Origin of the sequence: Brevundimonas sp. LjRoot202, assembly GCF_964253355.1 — a bacterium.
Taxonomy (GTDB): Bacteria; Pseudomonadota; Alphaproteobacteria; order Caulobacterales; family Caulobacteraceae; genus Brevundimonas.
On the sequence record NZ_CAXUQW020000001.1, the window covers coordinates 628,388 to 646,282 of the forward strand.

Below are 17,895 nucleotides of genomic sequence, written 5' to 3' on the forward strand. Positions count from 1 at the left end.
TGCTTTCGGAAACCGCGGAGGTTACGGAGTTAGGACGTCCACCCCGGAATCCAAGCCGATGATCGCCTCGTCCGCCAGATCGAGGAACAGGCCGTGCTCGACCACGCCGGTGATCAGCTTCAGATCGTCGGCCAGCCGGACCGGGTCGTGGATGGCGCCGCATTTGGCGTCATAGATCAGGTTGCCGCCGTCGGTGCGGACGAGGCCGCGCTCGGCGTTTCGCACCCGGGCCGGCAGGGCGATGTCGTGGTCGGCGAGCACGTCGGCGATGCGGTTGGCGGTGGTCTTGTGGCCGAAGGCGACGACCTCGATCGGCAGGGCGAAGGCCCCGAGGGTCTTCACCACCTTGGCGGTGTCGGCGATGACCAGGCAGCGGGCCGAGGCCTCCCAGACCAACTTCTCGCGCAGCAGGGCCGCGCCGCCGCCCTTGATCAGGGCCAGGCCGGGTCCGACTTCGTCGGCGCCGTCGACGGTCAGGTCGATGCGGGGCGAATCCTCCAGGGTGGAGAGCGGCAGGCCGAGCTCGCGGGCCAGTTCGGCAGTGGCCTCGGAGGTGGGGACGCAGCGCAGACCGGACAGGTTGCGGGCGGCCAGCGCCTTGACGAACCAGGCGGCGGTCGAGCCGGTGCCGAGGCCAACGGTCATGCCCGCCTCGACGCGGAGGGCGGCGGCTTCGCCGGCGAGACGTTTCTGGTGATCGCTCATGAGGTCGGCCGGGTGCTGAATTGATCGAACTGGGGAAGGGTCGGGTGCGGAGTCACCCAGGACAGGCGCTCTTCGGTCCAGATTTCCTTTGTCGGGCTGAAGGCGTCGGGATTGTCGAGTGAGGCGGTGGTGACATCGAACAGGCCCGGTCGGTTGGCGCGGGCATAGGTCAGGGAGGTTCCGCAGCGGGCGCAGAAGCCGCGCGTGACGCCGGGCGAGGATTCGAATTCCGCGATCGCGCCCGAGGTGATCTCGACCTTGTCCTCCGGGAAGATGACCCAGGCCAGCGACGGCGCGCCGGCGGCCCGGCGGCACGAGGCGCAATGGCACAGCGACAGGGCGCTGGGCGGGCCGGAGGCGCGGTAGCGCACGGTGCCGCACAGGCAGCCGCCGGTCGCGGTCTGTTCGGTCATGATCGGCCCGCCTTCTTCGCCCGCATGGTCTCCATAAACCGCGCGGCCCAGCCGGTTTTCGCCGTCTGCTGGCCGCGGCCGAGCGCGAGGTCGCCGGGTTCGACGTCCCTGGTGATCACCGAGCCCGAGCCGACCATGGCGCCCGCACCGATGGCCACCGGGGCGACCAGCGAGCTGTTGGACCCGACGAAGGCCGCCTCACCCACTGTCGTATGATGTTTGAAGAAGCCGTCGTAATTGCAGAAGATCACGCCCGCGCCGATGTTCGCCCTCGCCCCCACCTCGCCGTCGCCAAGGTAGGCCAGGTGGTTGGCCTTGGCGCCCTTGCCCATGCGGACGTTCTTCACCTCGACGAAGTTGCCGACCTTGGCCCCCTCGCCCAGATCGGCGCCAGGGCGCAGGCGGGCGTAGGGGCCGACCTCGGCGCCGGCCGCGACCGTCGCGCCCTCCACGTGGCTGAAAGCGCGGATGCGGGCGCCGGCGGCGATCTTCGCGCCCGGACCGAAGACGACATAGGGCTCGATGGTCGTGCCGCCGCCGACCTCGGTGTCGTACGAGAAATGGACGGTCTCGGGGGCCGGCATGGTGACGCCGGCGGCGAGGAAGGTCTCGCGCTGGACCTTCTGGAACAGGGCCTCGGCCTGGGCCAGTTCAGCCTGGGCGTTGACGCCCATGACGGCGTCCTCGGCGGCGAAGACGGCTCGGGTCGGGGCGCCGCGCCGGCGGGCCAGCTCGACCACGTCGGTCAGATAGTATTCGCCCTTGGCGTTGTCGTTGCGCACCTCGCGCAGCAGATCGAACAGCAGGCCGACCGGGGCGGCCATGACGCCGGAGTTGCAGGCGGTCAGGGCGAGGACTTCGGGCGAGGCCTCCTTGGCCTCGGTGATGGCGGCCAGCTGATCGCCGTCCATGACAAGGCGACCATAGGCGGCGGGGTCGCGGGCCTCGAAGCCGATGACGGTGACGCCGTCGTGGGCGGCGAAGACCGGCTCGATGTCGGCGGCGGTGAGCAGGGGCACGTCGCCGTAGGTGATGACCACCTGGCCGACGAAGTCGCCGAGCACGGCCTCGGCGGCGCGGACGGCGTGGCCGGTGCCGAGCGGCGGGTCCTGCACGGCGATGGCGTCCTCGCCGAGGCGCTTCTCGACATGGGCGCGGACCTCCGGCGAGTGGGCGCCGACCACCACCACGATGCGCTCGCAACCCAGCGCCTCGGCGGCGTCGATGGCGTGGTCCAGCATGGCGCGGCCGCCGACCGGGTGCAGCACCTTGGGCAGGGGCGACTTCATCCGCGTGCCCTGGCCGGCGGCGAGGATGATGGCGGCGCGAGGATGCGGAGAGCTGGTCATGAATCGGTCCGGCGGCTAGGCGTTGCCCGGGTCTAGCCCATCGGGGCGGCCGGCGGGAGTGAACGATGGCGGAACGCGATCTGGAAGGCTGGACCATCGCCTTCGACCTCGACGGGACGCTGGTCGAGACGGCGCCGGACATCGTCGGTACTCTGAACCGGCTGCTGGTCCAGCACGACCTGCCGGCGCTGCCGCTGGAGATCGCGCGCAATTACATCGGCCATGGCGCGGTGGCGCTGCTCAAACAGGGCTTCACGGCGGCAGGCATGGCATGGGACGAGGCCGCCTCCCCGGCCCTGCTGGAGGCCTTCCTCGTCGATTACATGGCCCATATCGCCGACGAGAGCACCGCCTACCCGGGCGCGATCGAGGCGCTGGACGGGCTGGCGGCCCGGGGCGCGATCCTGTGCGTGGCGACCAACAAGCCGACCGATCTCGCCGTGGCCCTGTTCCGCGCGATCGGGCTGGAGGACCGCTTCGCCGCGATCTGCGGGCCGAAGTCGGTATCGGCGCGAAAGCCGGACGCGGCCCATATCCGCGAGGCGGTGCTGCAGGCCGGCGGCGATCCGGCCCGGGCGATCATGGTCGGCGACAGCATCACCGACCTGGACGCGGCGCGGGCCACGGGCGTGGCCTGCATCCTGACCACCTTCGGCTACACCCTGACGCCGGCGGCCGAGCTCGGCGCCGACGCCCTGATCGAGCATTTCGACGCGCTACCGGCGGCCATCGAGCGGCTGGTCGGGGGTGGTCAGGCGTTGCGGCGCGCGTCGAACGCCTGACGGGCCGCCTCGATGCGGTCGAGGTGGGCCTCGGCCCAGGTCCAGACGCCGCAGAAGGCCTCGCTGAGGCTGTGGCCCATGTCGGTGAGGCGGTATTCGACCTTCGGCGGGATGACGGGGTGGACGGTGCGGACGACGAGGCCGTCGCGCTCCATCTGGCGCAGGGTCTGGGTCAGCATCTTCTGGCTGACGCCGCCTGCGAGCTGACCAATGCGGGTGAAGCGGAGCTCGCCGTGCTCGGTCAGCACCTCGAGCACGATCATGGTCCATTTGTCGGCCACCCGGCCGATGACCTCGTTGACCAGCGCCTCGACACGCGGGTCGAGGGGCGGGGCGTCGGGGTGGGGATGGGCGTGAACGCCTGCGTCAGCCATAGCTCTCTTTCCGGTAACTACAGCACGTTTCGGTGCCTACTTTCTGATCGTAAGTGTCGGGTATAGATGATCGCCCATCGGATTTCCAGCCAAGGAGACACCCCATGGACACCCGCAACGACACCATCCTGATCACCGGCGGCGGCACCGGCATCGGCAAGGCCATGGCCGAGGCCCTGCACGCCCGCGGGGCGAAGGTGATCATCGCCGGCCGGCGCCGCGAGCCGCTGGAAGCGGTCGCCGCCGCCAATCCCGGCATGGCCTTCGAGACGCTGGACGTGGCGGACCCCGCCGCCATCGAGGCGTTCGCCGCGCGCGTGGTCGAGACGCACCCTGACCTGAACGTCGTCATCAACAACGCCGGGATCATGGTGGCCGAGGACAAGATCGACCTGGCCATCGCCGAGCAGACCATCGCCATCAACCTGCTGGGGCCGATCCGGCTGACGGCGGCGCTGCTGCCGCATCTGAAGCGCAAGGCGGCGGCGGCGACGGTGGTGACGGTGTCCTCGGGCCTGGCCTTCGTGCCGTTGACGACGACGCCGACCTATTCGGCCACCAAGGCGGCGATCCATTCATGGAGCCAGTCGCTGCGCCACCAGCTGAGGGACACCTCGATCGAGGTCATCGAATGGGCTCCGCCGGCGGTGGCGACGGACCTTGTGCCGGGCCACGCCGAAAACCCGAACTCCATGCCGCTGGCCGACTTCACCGCGGAAAGCCTGGCCCTGTTCGAGGCCGGCGGGGCGGACGAGATCCTCGTCGAACGGGTGAAGTTCCTGAGCGGAGCGGAGGCGCGGGGCGACTATGACGCGGTGTTCCGGACGCTGAACGGGGCGCACTGACCGCATAATCTGTCGGCGGCGCGGTTGCGGTTCGGGGAACGAGCCAACACATACCGCAGCCTGCCGCCGAGAGCCCTGTCCATGTTCCGACGCTTCTTCGCGATACCGCTGTGGCAGCGCACCGCCGCGGGCTTCGCGCTCGGCATCCTCGCCGGGCTGATCCTGCGCGAGCAGGCCGAGGTCTGGCTGCAGCCGATCGGCGACGTCTATCTGAACCTGATCCGCATGGTGGTGGCGCCGCTGGTGCTGTTCACCATCGCCTCCTCGATCGCCAAACTGGGCGAAGGCGTCGGGGCCGTGCGGCTGGGGGTGCGGACGCTGGTCTGGTTCGCCGTCACCTCCCTGCTGGCGGTGCTGGTCGGCTTCGCCTTCGGCCACCTGATCAATCCCGGCCTCGGCCTCGAGAACCTGCCGCTGGGCGAGGTGCGCGAGCGCGAGATCCCGACGCCGCTGGACGTGCTGATCGGCATCGTCCCGACCAATCCCTTCGCCGCCCTGAGCGAGGGCAAGGTGCTGCAGATCCTCTTCTTCTCGGCCCTGGTCGGCGGCGCGCTGGTGGCGCTGGGGGACCGGGCGCAGGGGGTGCGGCGGCTGGTCGACGAAGGCGCGTCGGTGATCTTCCGCATCACCCGCTGGGTCATCCAGCTGACTCCGTTCGGGGTGTTCGGCCTGATCGGTTCGGTGGTCGGCGGCTATGGCTGGGAGGCGCTGCTGCCGCTGGGCAAGTTCATCTTCGCCATTTACGCCGCCTGCCTGTTCCACATCCTGATCGTCTATTCGGGCCTGCTGAAGCTGCACGGGCTGAAGGTGCGCAGCTTCTTCCGCGGGGCCTTCGCCGCCCAGCAGACGGCCTTCGCGACCTCGTCGTCGCTGGGGACGCTGCCGGTCACCCTGCGCCAGACGGTCGAGCGGCTGGGCGTGCCCCAGGCCTACGCCGCCTTCGCGGTGCCGCTGGGCGCCAACGTCAAGATGGACGGCTGCGGGGCCATCTATCCGGCCATCGCGGCCATCTTCATCGCCCAGTATTTCGGCATCGACCTGACCCTGACCCAGTATGTGCTGATCGGGCTGACGGCGGTGCTGGGATCGCTGGGCACCGCCGGCGTGCCCGGCACCTCGATCGTCATGCTGACCCTGACCCTGTCGACCGCCGGCCTGCCGCTGGAAGGCATCGGCTACATCATCGCCATCGACCGGATCATCGACATGATGCGCACCGCGACCAATGTGACAGGCCAGATGCTGGTCCCTGTGCTGGTGGCCAGGGAAGAGGGCATCCTCGACGAGGACATCTACAACGGCCACGTCGCCTGGCTGCCCGGCGACCCGGACGCGGAGACGCCGGAGGCTGTGCAGGCGGCGGGCATCTGACGTCGTGCCCGTGACGTCTTGCAAGGGTGGGGCGACCGGGCTATGTCCCCGCCTCCCCGATTGATGGATGCGTAGCTCAGCGGGAGAGCACCTCGTTCACACCGAGGGGGTCACAGGTTCAATCCCTGTCGCATCCACCATTTCTCTCCCCTCAGTCACTGCCCCGCCGAAGCCATCGTGGTCACCGGCAGGCGGACGATGACGTCGTCGACCTGGACGCCGCCGCGATCGATGACGAGGTTCTGGTAGTTGCGCTGGCCGTCCTGGGTGGTGGCCTGGACGTCCTCGACCTCCACGCGGAACTGGCGGCGCAGGTAGGTGGCCAGCTCGCCGGCGGTGACCAGGCGGTCGCCGTCGCCATCGGCCGCGCCCGACATGCCGGCGCGCACGAAGTGGGACAGGTAGCCGCCGGCCTGGAACTTGCCGGCCACGGCGCTGGTCAGGTCCTCCTCGGAGCTGAACACCCCCATCACCCCCGGACGATCCACGACGTTGCGGGCGAAGCCGCCGGAGAAGCAGGAATCGACCACCAGCAACGCCAGACGGGTGTCGAGGGTGTCGAACAGGCCGGCCAGTTCGGTGTCGAGAATCTCGCCGTCGACCAGCACCAGGGTTTCGGCCTTGCCGTCGGGCTCGAGGCCGGTGACCGGGGTCGGCTCCTGGCTGCCGTGGCCCGAGAAGAAGAACAGGAACATGTCGTCCGGCCCGGCCGCCTCGGCCACGCGCCGGAAGGCGTCGCGAACCCCCTCGACGGTGGCCTCGGCGTTGGTCAGGACCACGCTGGCCTCGTTCAGGGAACCCTCGCGGCCGAGCGTCTCGGACAGTTTGCGGGCGTCCTCGTCGGTGAAGGCCAGGTTGTTGGCGGTTCCGTTGTAGTCGGAGACCCCGACCATCACGGCGAACACCCGGGGCCCGCCCGGGACCGTCGCCTGACGGGGCGGCTCGCGGCCGGCCTCGAGGCTGAAGCGGTAGGAGCCGGTCTCGCCTGGACGGTAGGAGGTGACCTGCACCTCGTAGTCGCCGTCCTCGGGCAGAACCAGGTCCTGCCGGCTGTTGGTGCCGTCCTCGCCGTCGTCGTTGTCGAACTGTTCGCCGGAGGGGGTGATCACCATGGTGTAGGCGTCGAACGCCGAGGAGGTCAGGTCGACGGCGACGCGCTGGCCACGCTGGCCGCTGAAGCGATAGCGATCCACGTATTCGCCCGAGTTCAGGGTGTCGTCGCCGCCGGCCAAGGAGCCCGAGACCGCCTCGCCGAGGGTCACTTCGCCGCCCCGCGCCGGGCGCGCCGACGGCGCCTCGGACGCCGGCCGGGGGGCCGAGACGCCGGCGCCGTCGAGGACGGCGAGACGGTAGGCGCCGGTCTCGCCGGCCTCGTAGCTGGTGGCGGAAATCTGGTATTCGCCGTCGGCGGGCAAGGTGACCAGCAGCCGGCTGTCGCGCGAGTCGTCCACGCCGGCGTCGTCGTCATTGTCGCTGGAAAAATCGTCGGGGCCCCTGACCATGAGATACGGGTCGAAGGCGGTCGAGGTCAGGCGGATATCGAGCTGCTGGCCGCGCCGGCCCCGCAGGGTCCAGGAATCGATGAACTCGCCAGAGTCGAGCTGCTCGTCTCCGCCCGCCAGGCTGCCGCCGACGGTTCGGCCTACGGCGATGACGCTGGACGTTTCGCCCGCGTCCGGTCGCGCCTGCCCGGCGCCGGCCGCCTCGAGCGTCAGCCGGTAGGCGCCGGTCTCGCCGGGCTCGTAACTGGTGGCTCCGATCTCGACCTCGCCGTCGGCGGGGGCGGTGAAGCTCAGGCGGCTGTCGCGCGAGCCGCGGGCCGCCGGATCGTCGTCATTGTCCTCGCTGAGGCCGCCGGGGCCGCGCACCAGCAGGTAGGGATCGAAGGCCGAGGCCGACAGGGCGACCTCATAGGTCTCCCCGGCGCGGACCGGGAAGGTCCAGGTGTCATTGTATTCACCGCTGTCGAGGGTGTCGTCGCCGCGCCGCAGCTCGCCCTGCACGGTCTGGCCGGGGCGAATCCCCTGCGAACCGTCCTGGGTCGGCCCCGCGGGAAGGGCGGCGGCGGGCTGGGCCAGCACGGTCAGGGCCGTCGTGGCGGCGAGCAATGATCTGAACATGGCGAATTCCCCTCTTGCATCGCAGCTTTACCGAACAATGGTCGCTTGTCACCGTCTGTCGGCGGCGCCGTCAGAAATGGAAGGGATCGTCGCGCTTCCGCCTTGATCGGCAGGCATACGCCCGCCCCTTCGCCGCCCCGCCCGGGGCTGGCGCGCGCCGCCGTGGCGCCTTACGGACCGCTCCATGCCCTTCCCCGCCAGTCATCCCGCGCTCGACCGCGCGCTTTCCGCCCGTGGCTACGCCGAGCCCACGCCCGTACAGGCCGCCGTGCTGGACGCCGAACAGGGGCGCGACCTGCTGGTCTCGGCCCAGACCGGATCCGGCAAGACGGTGGCCTTCGGGCTGGCCCTGGCCCCCACCCTGCTGGGCGAGGCCGAGAAATTCGCCGAGTTCGGCGCGCCGGTGGCTCTGGTCATCGCCCCGACCCGGGAGTTGGCGCTGCAGGTCTCCAACGAGCTGCAGTGGCTCTACGCCCAGACGGGCGCCCGGATCGTGTCCTGCGTCGGCGGCATGGATCCCAAGGTCGAGCGCCGGGCGCTGGAACGCGGCTGCCACATCGTCGTCGGCACGCCGGGCCGCCTGCGCGACCACGTTGAGCGCGGGGCGCTGGACCTGTCGACGCTTCAGGCCGTCGTGCTGGATGAAGCGGACGAGATGCTGGACATGGGCTTCCAGGAAGACCTGACCTTCATCCTCGACGCCGCCCCGGCCGAGCGCCGGACGCTGCTGTTCTCGGCGACGCTGGCGCGCGACATCGTGCAGCTGGCCAAGACCTACCAGAAGGACGCGCTGCGCATCGACACGGTGGCGGGCAACGCCTCGCACGCCGACATCGAATACAAGGCCATCCGCGTCGCGCCGAACGAGGTCGAGCTCGCCGTCGTCAATGTGCTGCGCTACTTCGAGGCGCCCGGTGCGCTGGTGTTCGCCAATACCCGCGAGCGGGTGAAGCACCTGACCTCGAGCCTGCGCGAACGCGGCTTCTCGGTCGTCGGCCTGTCCGGCGAACTGACCCAGAGCCAGCGATCCGAAGCGCTGCAGGCGCTGCGGGACGGCCATGCGCGGGTGTGCGTGGCCACCGACGTGGCCGCGCGCGGACTGGACCTGCCCGATCTGGGTCTGGTCATCCACGCCGAGATCCCGGTCAACAAGGCCGGCCTGCTGCACCGTTCGGGCCGCACGGGCCGCGCGGGCAGGAAAGGCGTCTCGGTCCTGCTGGTCAGCTACACGCGCCGCCGCAAGGTCGAGCTGATGCTGCAGTCGGCCTCGATCACGGCGGAATGGTCGGGGCCTCCGAGCGCCGAGATGATCCTCGAGAACGACCGCAAGCGCATGCTGGCCGATCCGGTCCTGACCGCGCCGGTCGAGGATGAGGAGGCGCTCGCCCTGGGCCGGCAACTGCTCGAGAAGAGCTCGCCCGAGCAGGTCGCGGCCGCCCTGATCCGCCTGTACCAGCAGAAGCTGCCGGCGCCGGAAGAGGTCTATGACGACGAGCGGATGAAGCGCCAGCAGGCGACCGGCAGGAACGACAAGGGCCAGCCGGACGTGCCGTATACGGACTTCGCCCGCGGCGGAGACATGGCGTGGTTCCGCATCAACATCGGCCGCGACAAGAACGCCGATCCGAAATGGCTGATGCCGACGATCTGCCGTCTGGGTCATGTGACCAAACGCGACATCGGCTCGATCAAGATCTTCGAGCGCGAGACCAAGTTCGAGATCACCCAGGAGATGAAGGCGAAATTCGAGGCCGCCATCGCCCAGGGCCTGGAAGACGGCGTCAAGATCGATCCCGCCGTCAAGCCGGGCCCGTCCGAGAAGCCGGTCAGCCGCTGGGACAAGAAGCCCGGCGCGGGCGGCGACCGCCCCGAGAAGAAGCCGTGGGCCAAGCGCGAAGACGGCGGCGACAAGCCGGCCTGGAAGCCGCGCGAAGATCGCCCCGAGGGTGCGAAGAAGCCATGGGTGAAACGCGAGGACGGCGACAAGCCGGCCTGGAAGGCTCGCGAGGACCGTCCGCAGGGTGAGAAGAAGCCGTGGGTGAAGCGCGACGACGCGGCTCCCGTCGCCGCCGAGGGCAAGAAGCCCTGGGTCAAGCGCACGCCCGACACGCCCACGCCGGCCGGCAAGAAGCCGTGGGTCAAGAAGCCCGCCGCCGAGGGCAGGACGCCGTGGACCCCGCGCTCTGACGCCGAGGCGGCCCCGGCCGCCGCCGGCGACAAGCCGTGGAAAGGCAAGCCCAAGGGCGGCGACCGCCCGTGGGCCCCGAAGGACGCGCGCGGCAAGCCGCCGGCGAAGCCCTACAAGGGCAAGGCTCCGCGCTAGCCCCGGGGCGACGGTCCTGCGCCGCTGAGGATTGATCGCGACCTGTAACCGTTTACGGTAACCGCAAAGCAAGAAGCTGCGGGCAGGAAACATGGCGGACGTCCGGCTGACCGGGGTGACCAAACGCTTCGGCGCGACCGAGGTCCTGAAGGGCATCGACCTGGAGATCGCGGACGGCGAGTTCGTGGTCTTCGTCGGCCCGTCCGGCTGCGGCAAGTCCACCCTGTTGCGCACCATCGCCGGGCTGGAAGAGGCCGACGGCGGCGAGATCGCCATCGGCGGACGGCCGGTCAACGACCTGTCGCCGTCGGACCGGGGCATCGCCATGGTGTTCCAGTCCTACGCCCTGTACCCGCACATGAATGTCTATGAAAACATGGCGTTCGGGCTGAAACTTGCCAAACTGGACAAGGCCGAGATCGACCGCCGCGTGCGCGGCGCGGCCGGGACGCTGAACATCACCGACTACCTGGACCGCAAGCCCAGGGCCCTGTCCGGCGGACAGCGGCAGCGCGTGGCGATCGGCCGGGCTATCGTACGCGAGCCGCAGGTCTTTCTGTTCGACGAGCCCCTGTCCAACCTCGACGCCGCCCTGCGGGTGCGCATGCGCTACGAGTTCGCCAGCCTGCACGAGCGGCTGAAGACGACCATGGTCTACGTCACCCATGACCAGGTCGAGGCCATGACCCTGGCCGACCGGATCGTGGTGCTGAACGCGGGCGTCATCGAACAGGTCGGCAAGCCGATGGAGTTGTACGAGCGGCCGCGCAACCTGTTCGTGGCCGAGTTCATCGGCAGCCCGAAGATGAACCTGCTGCCGGCGGAGATCGTCGCCGCCTCGGCCCGCGGCGCGACGGTGCGCACGGCTGCGGGCGAGAGTGTCGGGATCGACGTCGACGCGTCCCGCGCCGCGCCCGGCGACGCGGTGACCCTGGGCGTGCGGCCGGAGCATCTCTCGGTGTCCGGCCGGGGCGACTCCATCGCCGCGACCGTGACCTTCGTCGAGACTCTGGGCCACGCCACCTACGCCTATCTGACCGCCGGCGACGCGGCTGTGACGGTGCTGCTGCCGGGCGAGGCCCGACCCGCCGCGGGAGAGGCGCTGAAGCTGCGCGTGCCGGCCGGCCAGGCCCATCTGTTCGACGCCGCCGGCGAGGCCTTCGCCCGACGCTAGGCCGTCAGGGCTCGGCCCTGGCCAGTTTGCAGCCGCCGGCGATGCCGGTCGCCTGGGCGCACGGCCAGGCCTGATCGAACCGGCCCTCCGGCGTCAGCCTCAGCATCATGCCCGGACCGGCGCCGCAGCTGAGTTCGTAGTAGCGGGCCCCGTCGGCCACGCCGACGACCCGGGCCCCATCGGCGGCGCACGCCGCCCCGCCTTCCGGCAGCCAGGACGCCACGGTCGCCGCCTGTTCGGCGCCGGTGGTGAATTTGCAGGCCTCGCCCAGGGCGATCAGGTCGAGACAGGAGAACGACCGGGTCACGTCGGTCCGGTTGATCGGCGTCTGCAGCCACAGGCCGTCCCCGCCGGCGCAACCGATCTCGTAGCGGTCCTGGTCCTCGCCGACCCGGCCGATCCAGGCCGCCTGGTCGACCGCGCAGGCGGGATTTATGCTCGCCGCCAGCGGCCGCAGCGACGCCGCGGCGTCCTTGTTCTGGTCGAGCAGGCACAGGGAGGTCACCGGCCGCGATGCGTCGACCGCCCGAAGCGCCTCCTCGGTCGCCGCGAGGTGCAGGCAGTTCAGGATGGCGGGATCCTCTTCGGCGACGACCATATAGCCCGGCCCCTCGCGGCAGGCGACTTCGTAGATGTCCTTGCGCCGGCGCGTTTCGCCCGGATTGTGGGCGGCGATGATCTCGCAGGGCACGCCGGCGGCGGCGAAGATCTCGGCCGTGCGCTGCCGCACCAGCCGTTCGGGGGTCGGCCGGCGGCTGCCCTGCGGCCAGTTGCGCAACTCGGCGGCGCTCAGATAGGGGCCGATCGGTCCCTGGTGGTCGCCCTGGTGATGGCCGGACGAGATTTCCGGGCCGCCCATGGCGTTGCCGCCCGGCTCGTCCTGCGCCAGCGCTGCGCCGTGCGGGGCGAGACTCGCGGCGATCGCCGCCGTGACCGCGCCGATCCAGGCCAAACGCCGCATCGTCTCTCCTCCCGATCCGGATAACCGCGGTCATCAGACACCCGACGGCCCGGCGGGTCAAACAAGGCGGGCTCTTGTTGCATCGCACAACACGGTGGCCCTAGATGGGGCATGACCGCGCCGGCCACGCTCACCGTCGATCTGAATGCGCTCGCCGCCAACTACCGGACGCTGGAAGCGGTCGGCGGCGTCCCGGTTCATCCGGTGGTCAAGGCCGACGCCTACGGCCTGGGCGCCGAGGCCTGCGCCCGGCGTCTGGCGGCGGAGGGGGCGCGGACCTTCTTCGTGGCCCGGACCCGCGAGGGCGAACGCCTGCGCGCCGCCCTGGGGGCCGGCCCCGCGATCTACGTGCTGGACGGCTGCCTGGCCGGCCGGGCCGGGCGCGTGCGCGACGCGGCCCTGCGGCCCGTCCTCAACACCGGCGAACAGCTGGCGGAGTGGACGGCGGCCGGCGGCGGCGCCTGCGGCGTGCAGATCGACACCGGCATGAACCGGCTCGGCTTCCGCCCCGGGGACGCACCCGGACCATTTCCCGGCCTCGATCTGGTGCTGAGCCACCTCGCCTGCGCAGACGACCCGGCCGAGCCGATGAACGCCCGCCAGCGGGACGCCTTCGCGGCGGCGGCGGAGCGGTATCCGGGGACGGTGCGGTCGTTCGCCAATTCGGGAGGAATCTTCCTCGGGCGGGACTACGGCTTCGACGCCTCGCGGCCGGGCATCTGCCTGTACGGCGGCGGGCCCGAGGGGCGGCCGGACGCGCGGATCAGGCCGGTCGCGACCCTGGCGGCCGAGGTGCTGCAGGTGCGCGAGGTGCCCGCGGGCGACAGCGTGGGCTATTCGCGCGGCTTCATCGCCGAAGCGCCGCGCCGGATCGCGACGGTCGCGGCGGGTTATGCCGACGGGGTGCTGCGCAGCTATAGCCCGCGCGGCCTTGTCTGGGTTGGCGGGTCGCTCCAGCCGATCGTCGGGCGGGTCTCGATGGACGTCTGCGCCGTCGACGTGACCGGACTGGAGGTCGCCGTCGGCGACACCGCCGAGCTGTTCGGGGCGAACCGGATGCTGGACGACGCGGCGGCGACCGCCGGCACGGTGGCCTGGGAGCTGCTGACCTCGGTCGGCCCCCGGGTGCTGAGACGCTACCTCGGCTGAGACCAGCCGCCGGACTGGGTCAGGGCCACGGCGAACACGGCGATCACCAGCGGCGCCGCGACGATGAACAGCGGTCGGGCGATTCCGGCCCAGCGGGCGGCGACCTCGTCGTCCAGCTCGCCGTAGCGGCCACCAACCAGCCAGCCCAAATAGCCGAACACTTCCAGCGGGTTCGACAGCGGATCGGGCGCCTCGCCGGCCTTTCCCTCGGCCTTCAGTCGCTGGACCCGGGCCAGCAGCCGCCATGCGCTGAGCCCGTAGGCCATGGCCACGACCCAGGTCACGCCGAACAGGACGAAGAAGGTTTTCTCGGACATTCGGCCCCTACGTCATTTGCGGTCGTAGGGACTTCGAGGCCCCCTGCCCCGCCCGCACCGACTCCTGTAAGCCAACAGCATGGCTCGTGATGGTGCAATCTATGTTTGTCAGTCCTGCGGGGCGGTGCACGGCAAGTGGTCGGGCCAGTGCGGGGCGTGTGGCCAGTGGAACTCGATCGTCGAGGAGAGCCGCTCCGCGCCGCCCGGCGCCCTGAAGCCGGCCTCGAGCAGCCGCTCGCGCGGCGTCCAGTTCGAGACGCTGCAGTCCGACACGCCCGAACCGCCGCGCATCGTCACCGGGGTCACCGAGTTCGACCGGGTCTGCGGCGGCGGCGTGGTGCCAGGCTCGGCCATCCTGCTGAGCGGCGATCCGGGGGTCGGCAAGTCGACCCTGCTGCTCGATGTGGCCGGGCGGGCGGCGCTGTCGGGGCGGCGAGTGGCCTATATCTCGGGCGAGGAGGCGGTCGAGCAGATCCGCGCGCGGGCGAAGCGGATGGGGCTGGAGAAGGCCCCGGTCGAGTTGGCCTCGGCCACGGCGCTGAGGGAAATCCTCGGCACGCTGAAGCGTGAGAAGTTCGACATCGTCATCGTCGACTCGATCCAGACCCTGTGGTCGGACGCCCACGAGGCCGGACCGGGCTCGGTGACCCAGGTGCGGGCCTGCGCCGGCGAGATGGTGCGGCTGGCCAAGTCGCAGGGCGTGGCGGTGGTGCTGGTCGGGCACGTCACCAAGGACGGCCAGGTCGCCGGCCCACGCGTGGTCGAGCACATGGTCGACGCGGTGCTGAGCTTCGAGGGCGAGCGGGGATACCCGTTCCGCATCCTCCGCGCCGGCAAGAACCGCTTCGGGGCCACCGACGAGATCGGCGTGTTCGAGATGGGCGACGCGGGACTGCGCGAGGTGGCCAATCCGTCCGCCCTGTTCCTCGGCGAAGGCAAGGACCGGGCTCCGGGGGCGGCGGTGTTCGCCGGCATAGAGGGCTCGCGGCCGGTGCTGGTCGAGGTGCAGGCGCTGGTCTCGAAATCGGCCTACGGCACGCCGCGCCGGGCGGTGGTGGGTTGGGACACGGGGCGGCTGGCCATGGTGCTGGCGGTGCTGGAGGCTCGCTGCGGGTTCGGGTTCGGCGATCAGGACGTCTATCTGAACGTGGCGGGCGGCCTGCGCATCAACGAGCCCGCGGCCGATCTGGCGGCGGCGGCGGCGCTGGTCAGTTCCGCCACCGACACGCCTCTGCCTCAAGGCTGCGTGGTGTTCGGCGAGATCAGCCTGTCGGGCGAGATCCGCGCCGTCGGCCGGGCCGAGGCGCGGTTGAGGGAGGCTCAGAAGCTGGGCTTCGACCAGGCCCTGTCGCCGCCGCTCACGGTCAAGGACAAGGGGGTGAAGGTGACCTCCGTGAACCGGTTGACCGAGGCGGTCGAACGAATCTCGCAAAACCGCTACTGAAGATGGATCGTCCCTTTCCCGAGCGCCCATGACCGGTTTCGACGTCATCGCCACACTGGTCATCCTGGGTTCCGCAGCCGCCGGGTGGGTGCGGGGCGGGACGCGCGAGATCATCACCCTGTTCAGTTTCGCGCTGGCGGCGTTTCTCGCGCTGGTGGCCCTGCCGGTCACGGCGCCGATCGGACGCGGCCTGATCGACCCGGACTGGGCCGGAACCATCGCGGCGGCCGCCGCATCCTTCCTGCTGATCTATTTTGGGGTGCGCATCTTCGGTTCGGCCCTGTCCAGGCGGGCGCAGGCCCATCCGCACCTCGGGGGCGTCGACCGGTTCATCGGCGTCTTCGTCGGAGCCGGCCGGGCGCTGGTGCTGCTGGGGGCGGTCCATCTGGTCATCGTCGCCGCGATGCCGGGCGAGGAGACGCCACGATGGCTGACGGACGCCGCCCTGCATCCCGTCACCGCCGGCGCCGCCCGGGCCATCCAGACTGTGCTGCCGGGCATCGGCCGCGGCGCCGACGCCCTGACGCCGGTGGTCAGTTCGTCCGTGAGCAGAGGCTTTAAGGACGATGAAGCCTTGCCCCCGACGCAATCCAGGCCTACCTCCCCGCGCACCGCGCCCTAGTCACAAATTCCCGGTCATCGGAGCCCCGACGATGCCCCATTCGATCGCCGAACCCGTCGTTCACCGCGAGCATTGGCGCGACGCCGATGACGATCAGCTGCGCCTTGAGTGCGGCGTGTGCGGCGTCTGGGGCGCGGAGCCGAACGCCGCCTCGTCGGTGGTCGCCCTCGGCCTTCACGCCCTGCAGCACCGCGGACAGGAAGCCTGCGGCATCGCCAGCGTCCACGAGGCGCGCTTCCATACCGAGCGGCACATGGGCCTGGTCGGCGAAGCCTTCGGCGGCGCGGACCTGTCGGAGCGGATGCCCGGATCGGCGGCCATCGGCCACACGCGCTATTCGACTTCGGGCGGGTCGTTCCTGCGCAACATCCAGCCGATGTTCGCGGATCTCGACTCGGGCGGCATCGCCATCGCCCACAACGGCAACCTGACCAACTTCCTGTACCTGCGGAACCAGTTGGTCGGCGAAGGGGCGATCTTCCAGTCGACCTCGGACTCGGAAGTCATCCTCCACCTGATCGCGCGCAGCCGGAAGGCCAAGATCGTCGACCGTTTCATCGACGCCATCGGCCGGATCGAGGGCGGCTATGCGCTGGTCTGCCAGACCCGCTCCAAGATGATCGGCGCACGCGACCCGCTGGGCATCCGCCCGCTGGTGCTCGGCCGCCTGGGCGACGCCTGGGTGCTGGCGTCCGAGACCTGCGCCCTCGACACCATCGGCGCGACGTTCGAGCGCGATGTCGAGCACGGCGAGGTCGTGGTCATCGACAAGGGCGGCCTGCAATCGCTGAAGCCCTTCCCGACCCGCGCGGCGCGGCCCTGCCTGTTCGAGTACGTCTATTTCTCGCGCCCCGACAGCGTCGTGAACGGCAAGTCGGTCTATGAGGTGCGCAAGCGCATGGGCCAGAGGCTGGCGCGCGAGCATGCGGTCGAGGCCGACGTGATCGTGCCGGTGCCCGACTCCGGCGTGCCGGCGGCGCTGGGCTATGCCCAGGAGAGCGGCATCCCCTACGAGATGGGCATTATCCGCAGCCACTACCTGGGCCGCACCTTCATCCAGCCCAGCCAGGGCGCCCGGCAGAAGGGCGTGCGCATGAAGCACAGCCCCAACCGCTCGGTGATCGAGGGCAAGCGGGTCGTGCTGATCGACGACTCCATCGTGCGCGGCACGACCTCCGTGAAGCTGGTCCGTGCGGTGCGGGCGGCCGGGGCGACCGAGGTCCACCTGCGGTCGGCGTCGCCGCCGATCCTGTGGCCGGACTTCTACGGCATCGACATGCCCGAACGGGACCAGCTGATCGCCGCCAACAAGACGCTGGAGGAGATGAAGGCCCACCTCGAGGTCGACTCTTTGGGCTTCCTGTCGGTGGATGGCCTGTACGACGCCATGGAGGCCGGGCCGCGCGATCCGCGCCACCCGCAGTTCACGGACCACTATTTCACCGGCGAATACCCGACCCGCCTGCTCGACCGCGAGATCGAGGAAGGCGGACGCGAGGTGGCGGCGCGGCAACTTTCCCTGCTGGTCAGCGCTTAAGGTCAGCGAAATCGGTCGGATGCGCAGCATCCGGCCCAGATCTTCGCTCACGCAGGAAGCCATGATCCAGCTCGGCTACTTCACGATCGACACGACCGATATCGACAAGGCGCGCGCCTTCTATAGCGCCGTGTTCGGCTGGACCTTCGACGAGGCGCAGTCGCACCCGACCTACGCCCATGTGGCCGACAGCGATCCGCCCTTCGGCTTCACCAAGGTGGAGCGGGCCAAGGACTTCCCCCACCTGTATTTCCGCGTCGACGACGTGGACGCCCTGTGCGAGCGGATCGTGGCCCATGGCGGCAAGGCGGCCGTGCCGTCGGAAACTAAATCCGGACTGACTGCCGTGGTCGAGGACGACCAGGGCGTCAGCTTCAGCCTGTGGCGCCCGGCGCCGGGCTTCTAGCTT

At 70.3% G+C, this 17,895-nt stretch carries 17 protein-coding genes and 1 tRNA gene; 11 read left to right on the forward strand and 7 right to left on the reverse strand.

What is annotated here, in order from left to right; genetic code table 11:
• Nucleotides 1–21: 21 nt before the first annotated feature.
• The 3 genes from rpiA to glmU are packed head-to-tail and all read right to left on the reverse strand — an operon-like array spanning nt 22 to nt 2,467.
• Nucleotides 22–705 carry a ribose-5-phosphate isomerase RpiA gene (gene rpiA, locus ACSQ1L_RS03485; RefSeq protein ID WP_435991972.1) on the reverse strand — a complete coding sequence of 228 codons (684 nt, stop codon included), beginning with the start codon at nt 703–705 and terminating at the stop codon, nt 22–24.
• Nucleotides 702–1,118, reverse strand: coding sequence for a GFA family protein (locus tag ACSQ1L_RS03490; protein WP_435991974.1), 417 nt, complete (start codon nt 1,116–1,118; stop codon nt 702–704). The genes rpiA and ACSQ1L_RS03490 overlap by 4 nt, the downstream gene beginning before the upstream one ends.
• Complete coding sequence (gene glmU / locus ACSQ1L_RS03495; RefSeq protein ID WP_435991976.1) at nt 1,115–2,467, reverse strand: bifunctional UDP-N-acetylglucosamine diphosphorylase/glucosamine-1-phosphate N-acetyltransferase GlmU; 1,353 nt, start codon at nt 2,465–2,467, stop codon at nt 1,115–1,117. Before glmU ends, ACSQ1L_RS03490 begins: the two co-directional genes overlap by 4 nt.
• A 65-nt stretch (nt 2,468–2,532) precedes the next feature.
• Between glmU and ACSQ1L_RS03500 the strand changes: the two genes are divergently transcribed.
• The gene (locus ACSQ1L_RS03500; RefSeq protein WP_435991978.1) at nt 2,533–3,249 is read left to right on the forward strand and encodes an HAD-IA family hydrolase; all 717 of its coding nucleotides are present in this window, start codon (nt 2,533–2,535) and stop codon (nt 3,247–3,249) included.
• On the opposite strand, the gene ACSQ1L_RS03505 is transcribed toward ACSQ1L_RS03500, so the two are convergent.
• Complete coding sequence (locus ACSQ1L_RS03505; RefSeq protein WP_435991980.1) at nt 3,219–3,623, reverse strand: winged helix-turn-helix transcriptional regulator; 405 nt, start codon at nt 3,621–3,623, stop codon at nt 3,219–3,221. The two genes, ACSQ1L_RS03500 and ACSQ1L_RS03505, sit on opposite strands and share 31 nt — an antisense overlap.
• 104 nt (nt 3,624–3,727) lie before the next feature.
• Between ACSQ1L_RS03505 and ACSQ1L_RS03510 the strand changes: the two genes are divergently transcribed.
• The 3 genes from ACSQ1L_RS03510 to ACSQ1L_RS03520 all read left to right on the forward strand — a co-directional run bounded on the left by ACSQ1L_RS03510 (nt 3,728) and on the right by ACSQ1L_RS03520 (nt 5,979).
• Nucleotides 3,728–4,468: an SDR family oxidoreductase gene (locus tag ACSQ1L_RS03510; protein ID WP_435991983.1), complete on the forward strand. Its 741-nt coding sequence runs from the start codon at nt 3,728–3,730 to the stop codon at nt 4,466–4,468.
• Nucleotides 4,469–4,549: 81 nt separating this feature from the next.
• The gene (locus ACSQ1L_RS03515; protein WP_435991985.1) at nt 4,550–5,839 is read left to right on the forward strand and encodes a dicarboxylate/amino acid:cation symporter; all 1,290 of its coding nucleotides are present in this window, start codon (nt 4,550–4,552) and stop codon (nt 5,837–5,839) included.
• A 65-nt stretch (nt 5,840–5,904) separates the two neighbouring features.
• Nucleotides 5,905–5,979, forward strand: a tRNA-Val gene (locus ACSQ1L_RS03520).
• 15 nt (nt 5,980–5,994) lie between these two features.
• Here the strand turns inward: ACSQ1L_RS03520 and ACSQ1L_RS03525 are convergent.
• Nucleotides 5,995–7,959, reverse strand: coding sequence for a pre-peptidase C-terminal domain-containing protein (locus tag ACSQ1L_RS03525; RefSeq protein ID WP_435991987.1), 1,965 nt, complete (start codon nt 7,957–7,959; stop codon nt 5,995–5,997).
• Nucleotides 7,960–8,143: 184 nt separating this feature from the next.
• Between ACSQ1L_RS03525 and ACSQ1L_RS03530 the strand changes: the two genes are divergently transcribed.
• Nucleotides 8,144–10,282, forward strand: coding sequence for a DEAD/DEAH box helicase (locus ACSQ1L_RS03530; protein WP_435991989.1), 2,139 nt, complete (start codon nt 8,144–8,146; stop codon nt 10,280–10,282).
• Between the two features lie 91 nt (nt 10,283–10,373).
• The gene (locus tag ACSQ1L_RS03535) at nt 10,374–11,456 is read left to right on the forward strand and encodes an ABC transporter ATP-binding protein (protein ID WP_435991991.1); all 1,083 of its coding nucleotides are present in this window, start codon (nt 10,374–10,376) and stop codon (nt 11,454–11,456) included.
• Nucleotides 11,457–11,460: 4 nt separating this feature from the next.
• Here ACSQ1L_RS03535 and ACSQ1L_RS03540 read toward each other — a convergent pair whose 3' ends face one another.
• Nucleotides 11,461–12,417 carry a hypothetical protein gene (locus tag ACSQ1L_RS03540; RefSeq protein ID WP_435991993.1) on the reverse strand — a complete coding sequence of 319 codons (957 nt, stop codon included), beginning with the start codon at nt 12,415–12,417 and terminating at the stop codon, nt 11,461–11,463.
• A gap of 111 nt (nt 12,418–12,528) precedes the next feature.
• Here ACSQ1L_RS03540 and alr point away from each other — a divergent pair, with 111 nt between their 5' ends.
• Nucleotides 12,529–13,566, forward strand: coding sequence for an alanine racemase (gene alr, locus ACSQ1L_RS03545; protein ID WP_435991995.1), 1,038 nt, complete (start codon nt 12,529–12,531; stop codon nt 13,564–13,566).
• On the opposite strand, the gene ACSQ1L_RS03550 is transcribed toward alr, so the two are convergent.
• Nucleotides 13,554–13,883, reverse strand: a complete 330-nt coding sequence (locus ACSQ1L_RS03550; protein WP_435991997.1) for a hypothetical protein — start codon at nt 13,881–13,883, stop codon at nt 13,554–13,556. The genes alr and ACSQ1L_RS03550 overlap by 13 nt on opposite strands.
• Before the next feature lie 79 nt (nt 13,884–13,962).
• Between ACSQ1L_RS03550 and radA the strand changes: the two genes are divergently transcribed.
• From radA to ACSQ1L_RS03570, 4 genes are all read left to right on the forward strand, one after another.
• On the forward strand, nt 13,963–15,327 hold the full coding sequence (gene radA, locus ACSQ1L_RS03555) for a DNA repair protein RadA (RefSeq protein ID WP_435991999.1): 1,365 nt from the start codon (nt 13,963–13,965) through the stop codon (nt 15,325–15,327).
• Nucleotides 15,328–15,355: 28 nt separating this feature from the next.
• Complete coding sequence (locus ACSQ1L_RS03560) at nt 15,356–15,949, forward strand: CvpA family protein (RefSeq protein ID WP_435992001.1); 594 nt, start codon at nt 15,356–15,358, stop codon at nt 15,947–15,949.
• Between the two features lie 31 nt (nt 15,950–15,980).
• The gene (purF, locus tag ACSQ1L_RS03565) at nt 15,981–17,486 is read left to right on the forward strand and encodes an amidophosphoribosyltransferase (RefSeq protein ID WP_435992003.1); all 1,506 of its coding nucleotides are present in this window, start codon (nt 15,981–15,983) and stop codon (nt 17,484–17,486) included.
• 61 nt (nt 17,487–17,547) lie between these two features.
• Nucleotides 17,548–17,892 (forward strand): VOC family protein, encoded by a 345-nt coding sequence (locus tag ACSQ1L_RS03570; protein WP_435992005.1) that lies wholly within the window; start codon nt 17,548–17,550, stop codon nt 17,890–17,892.
• Nucleotides 17,893–17,895 lie beyond the last annotated feature (3 nt).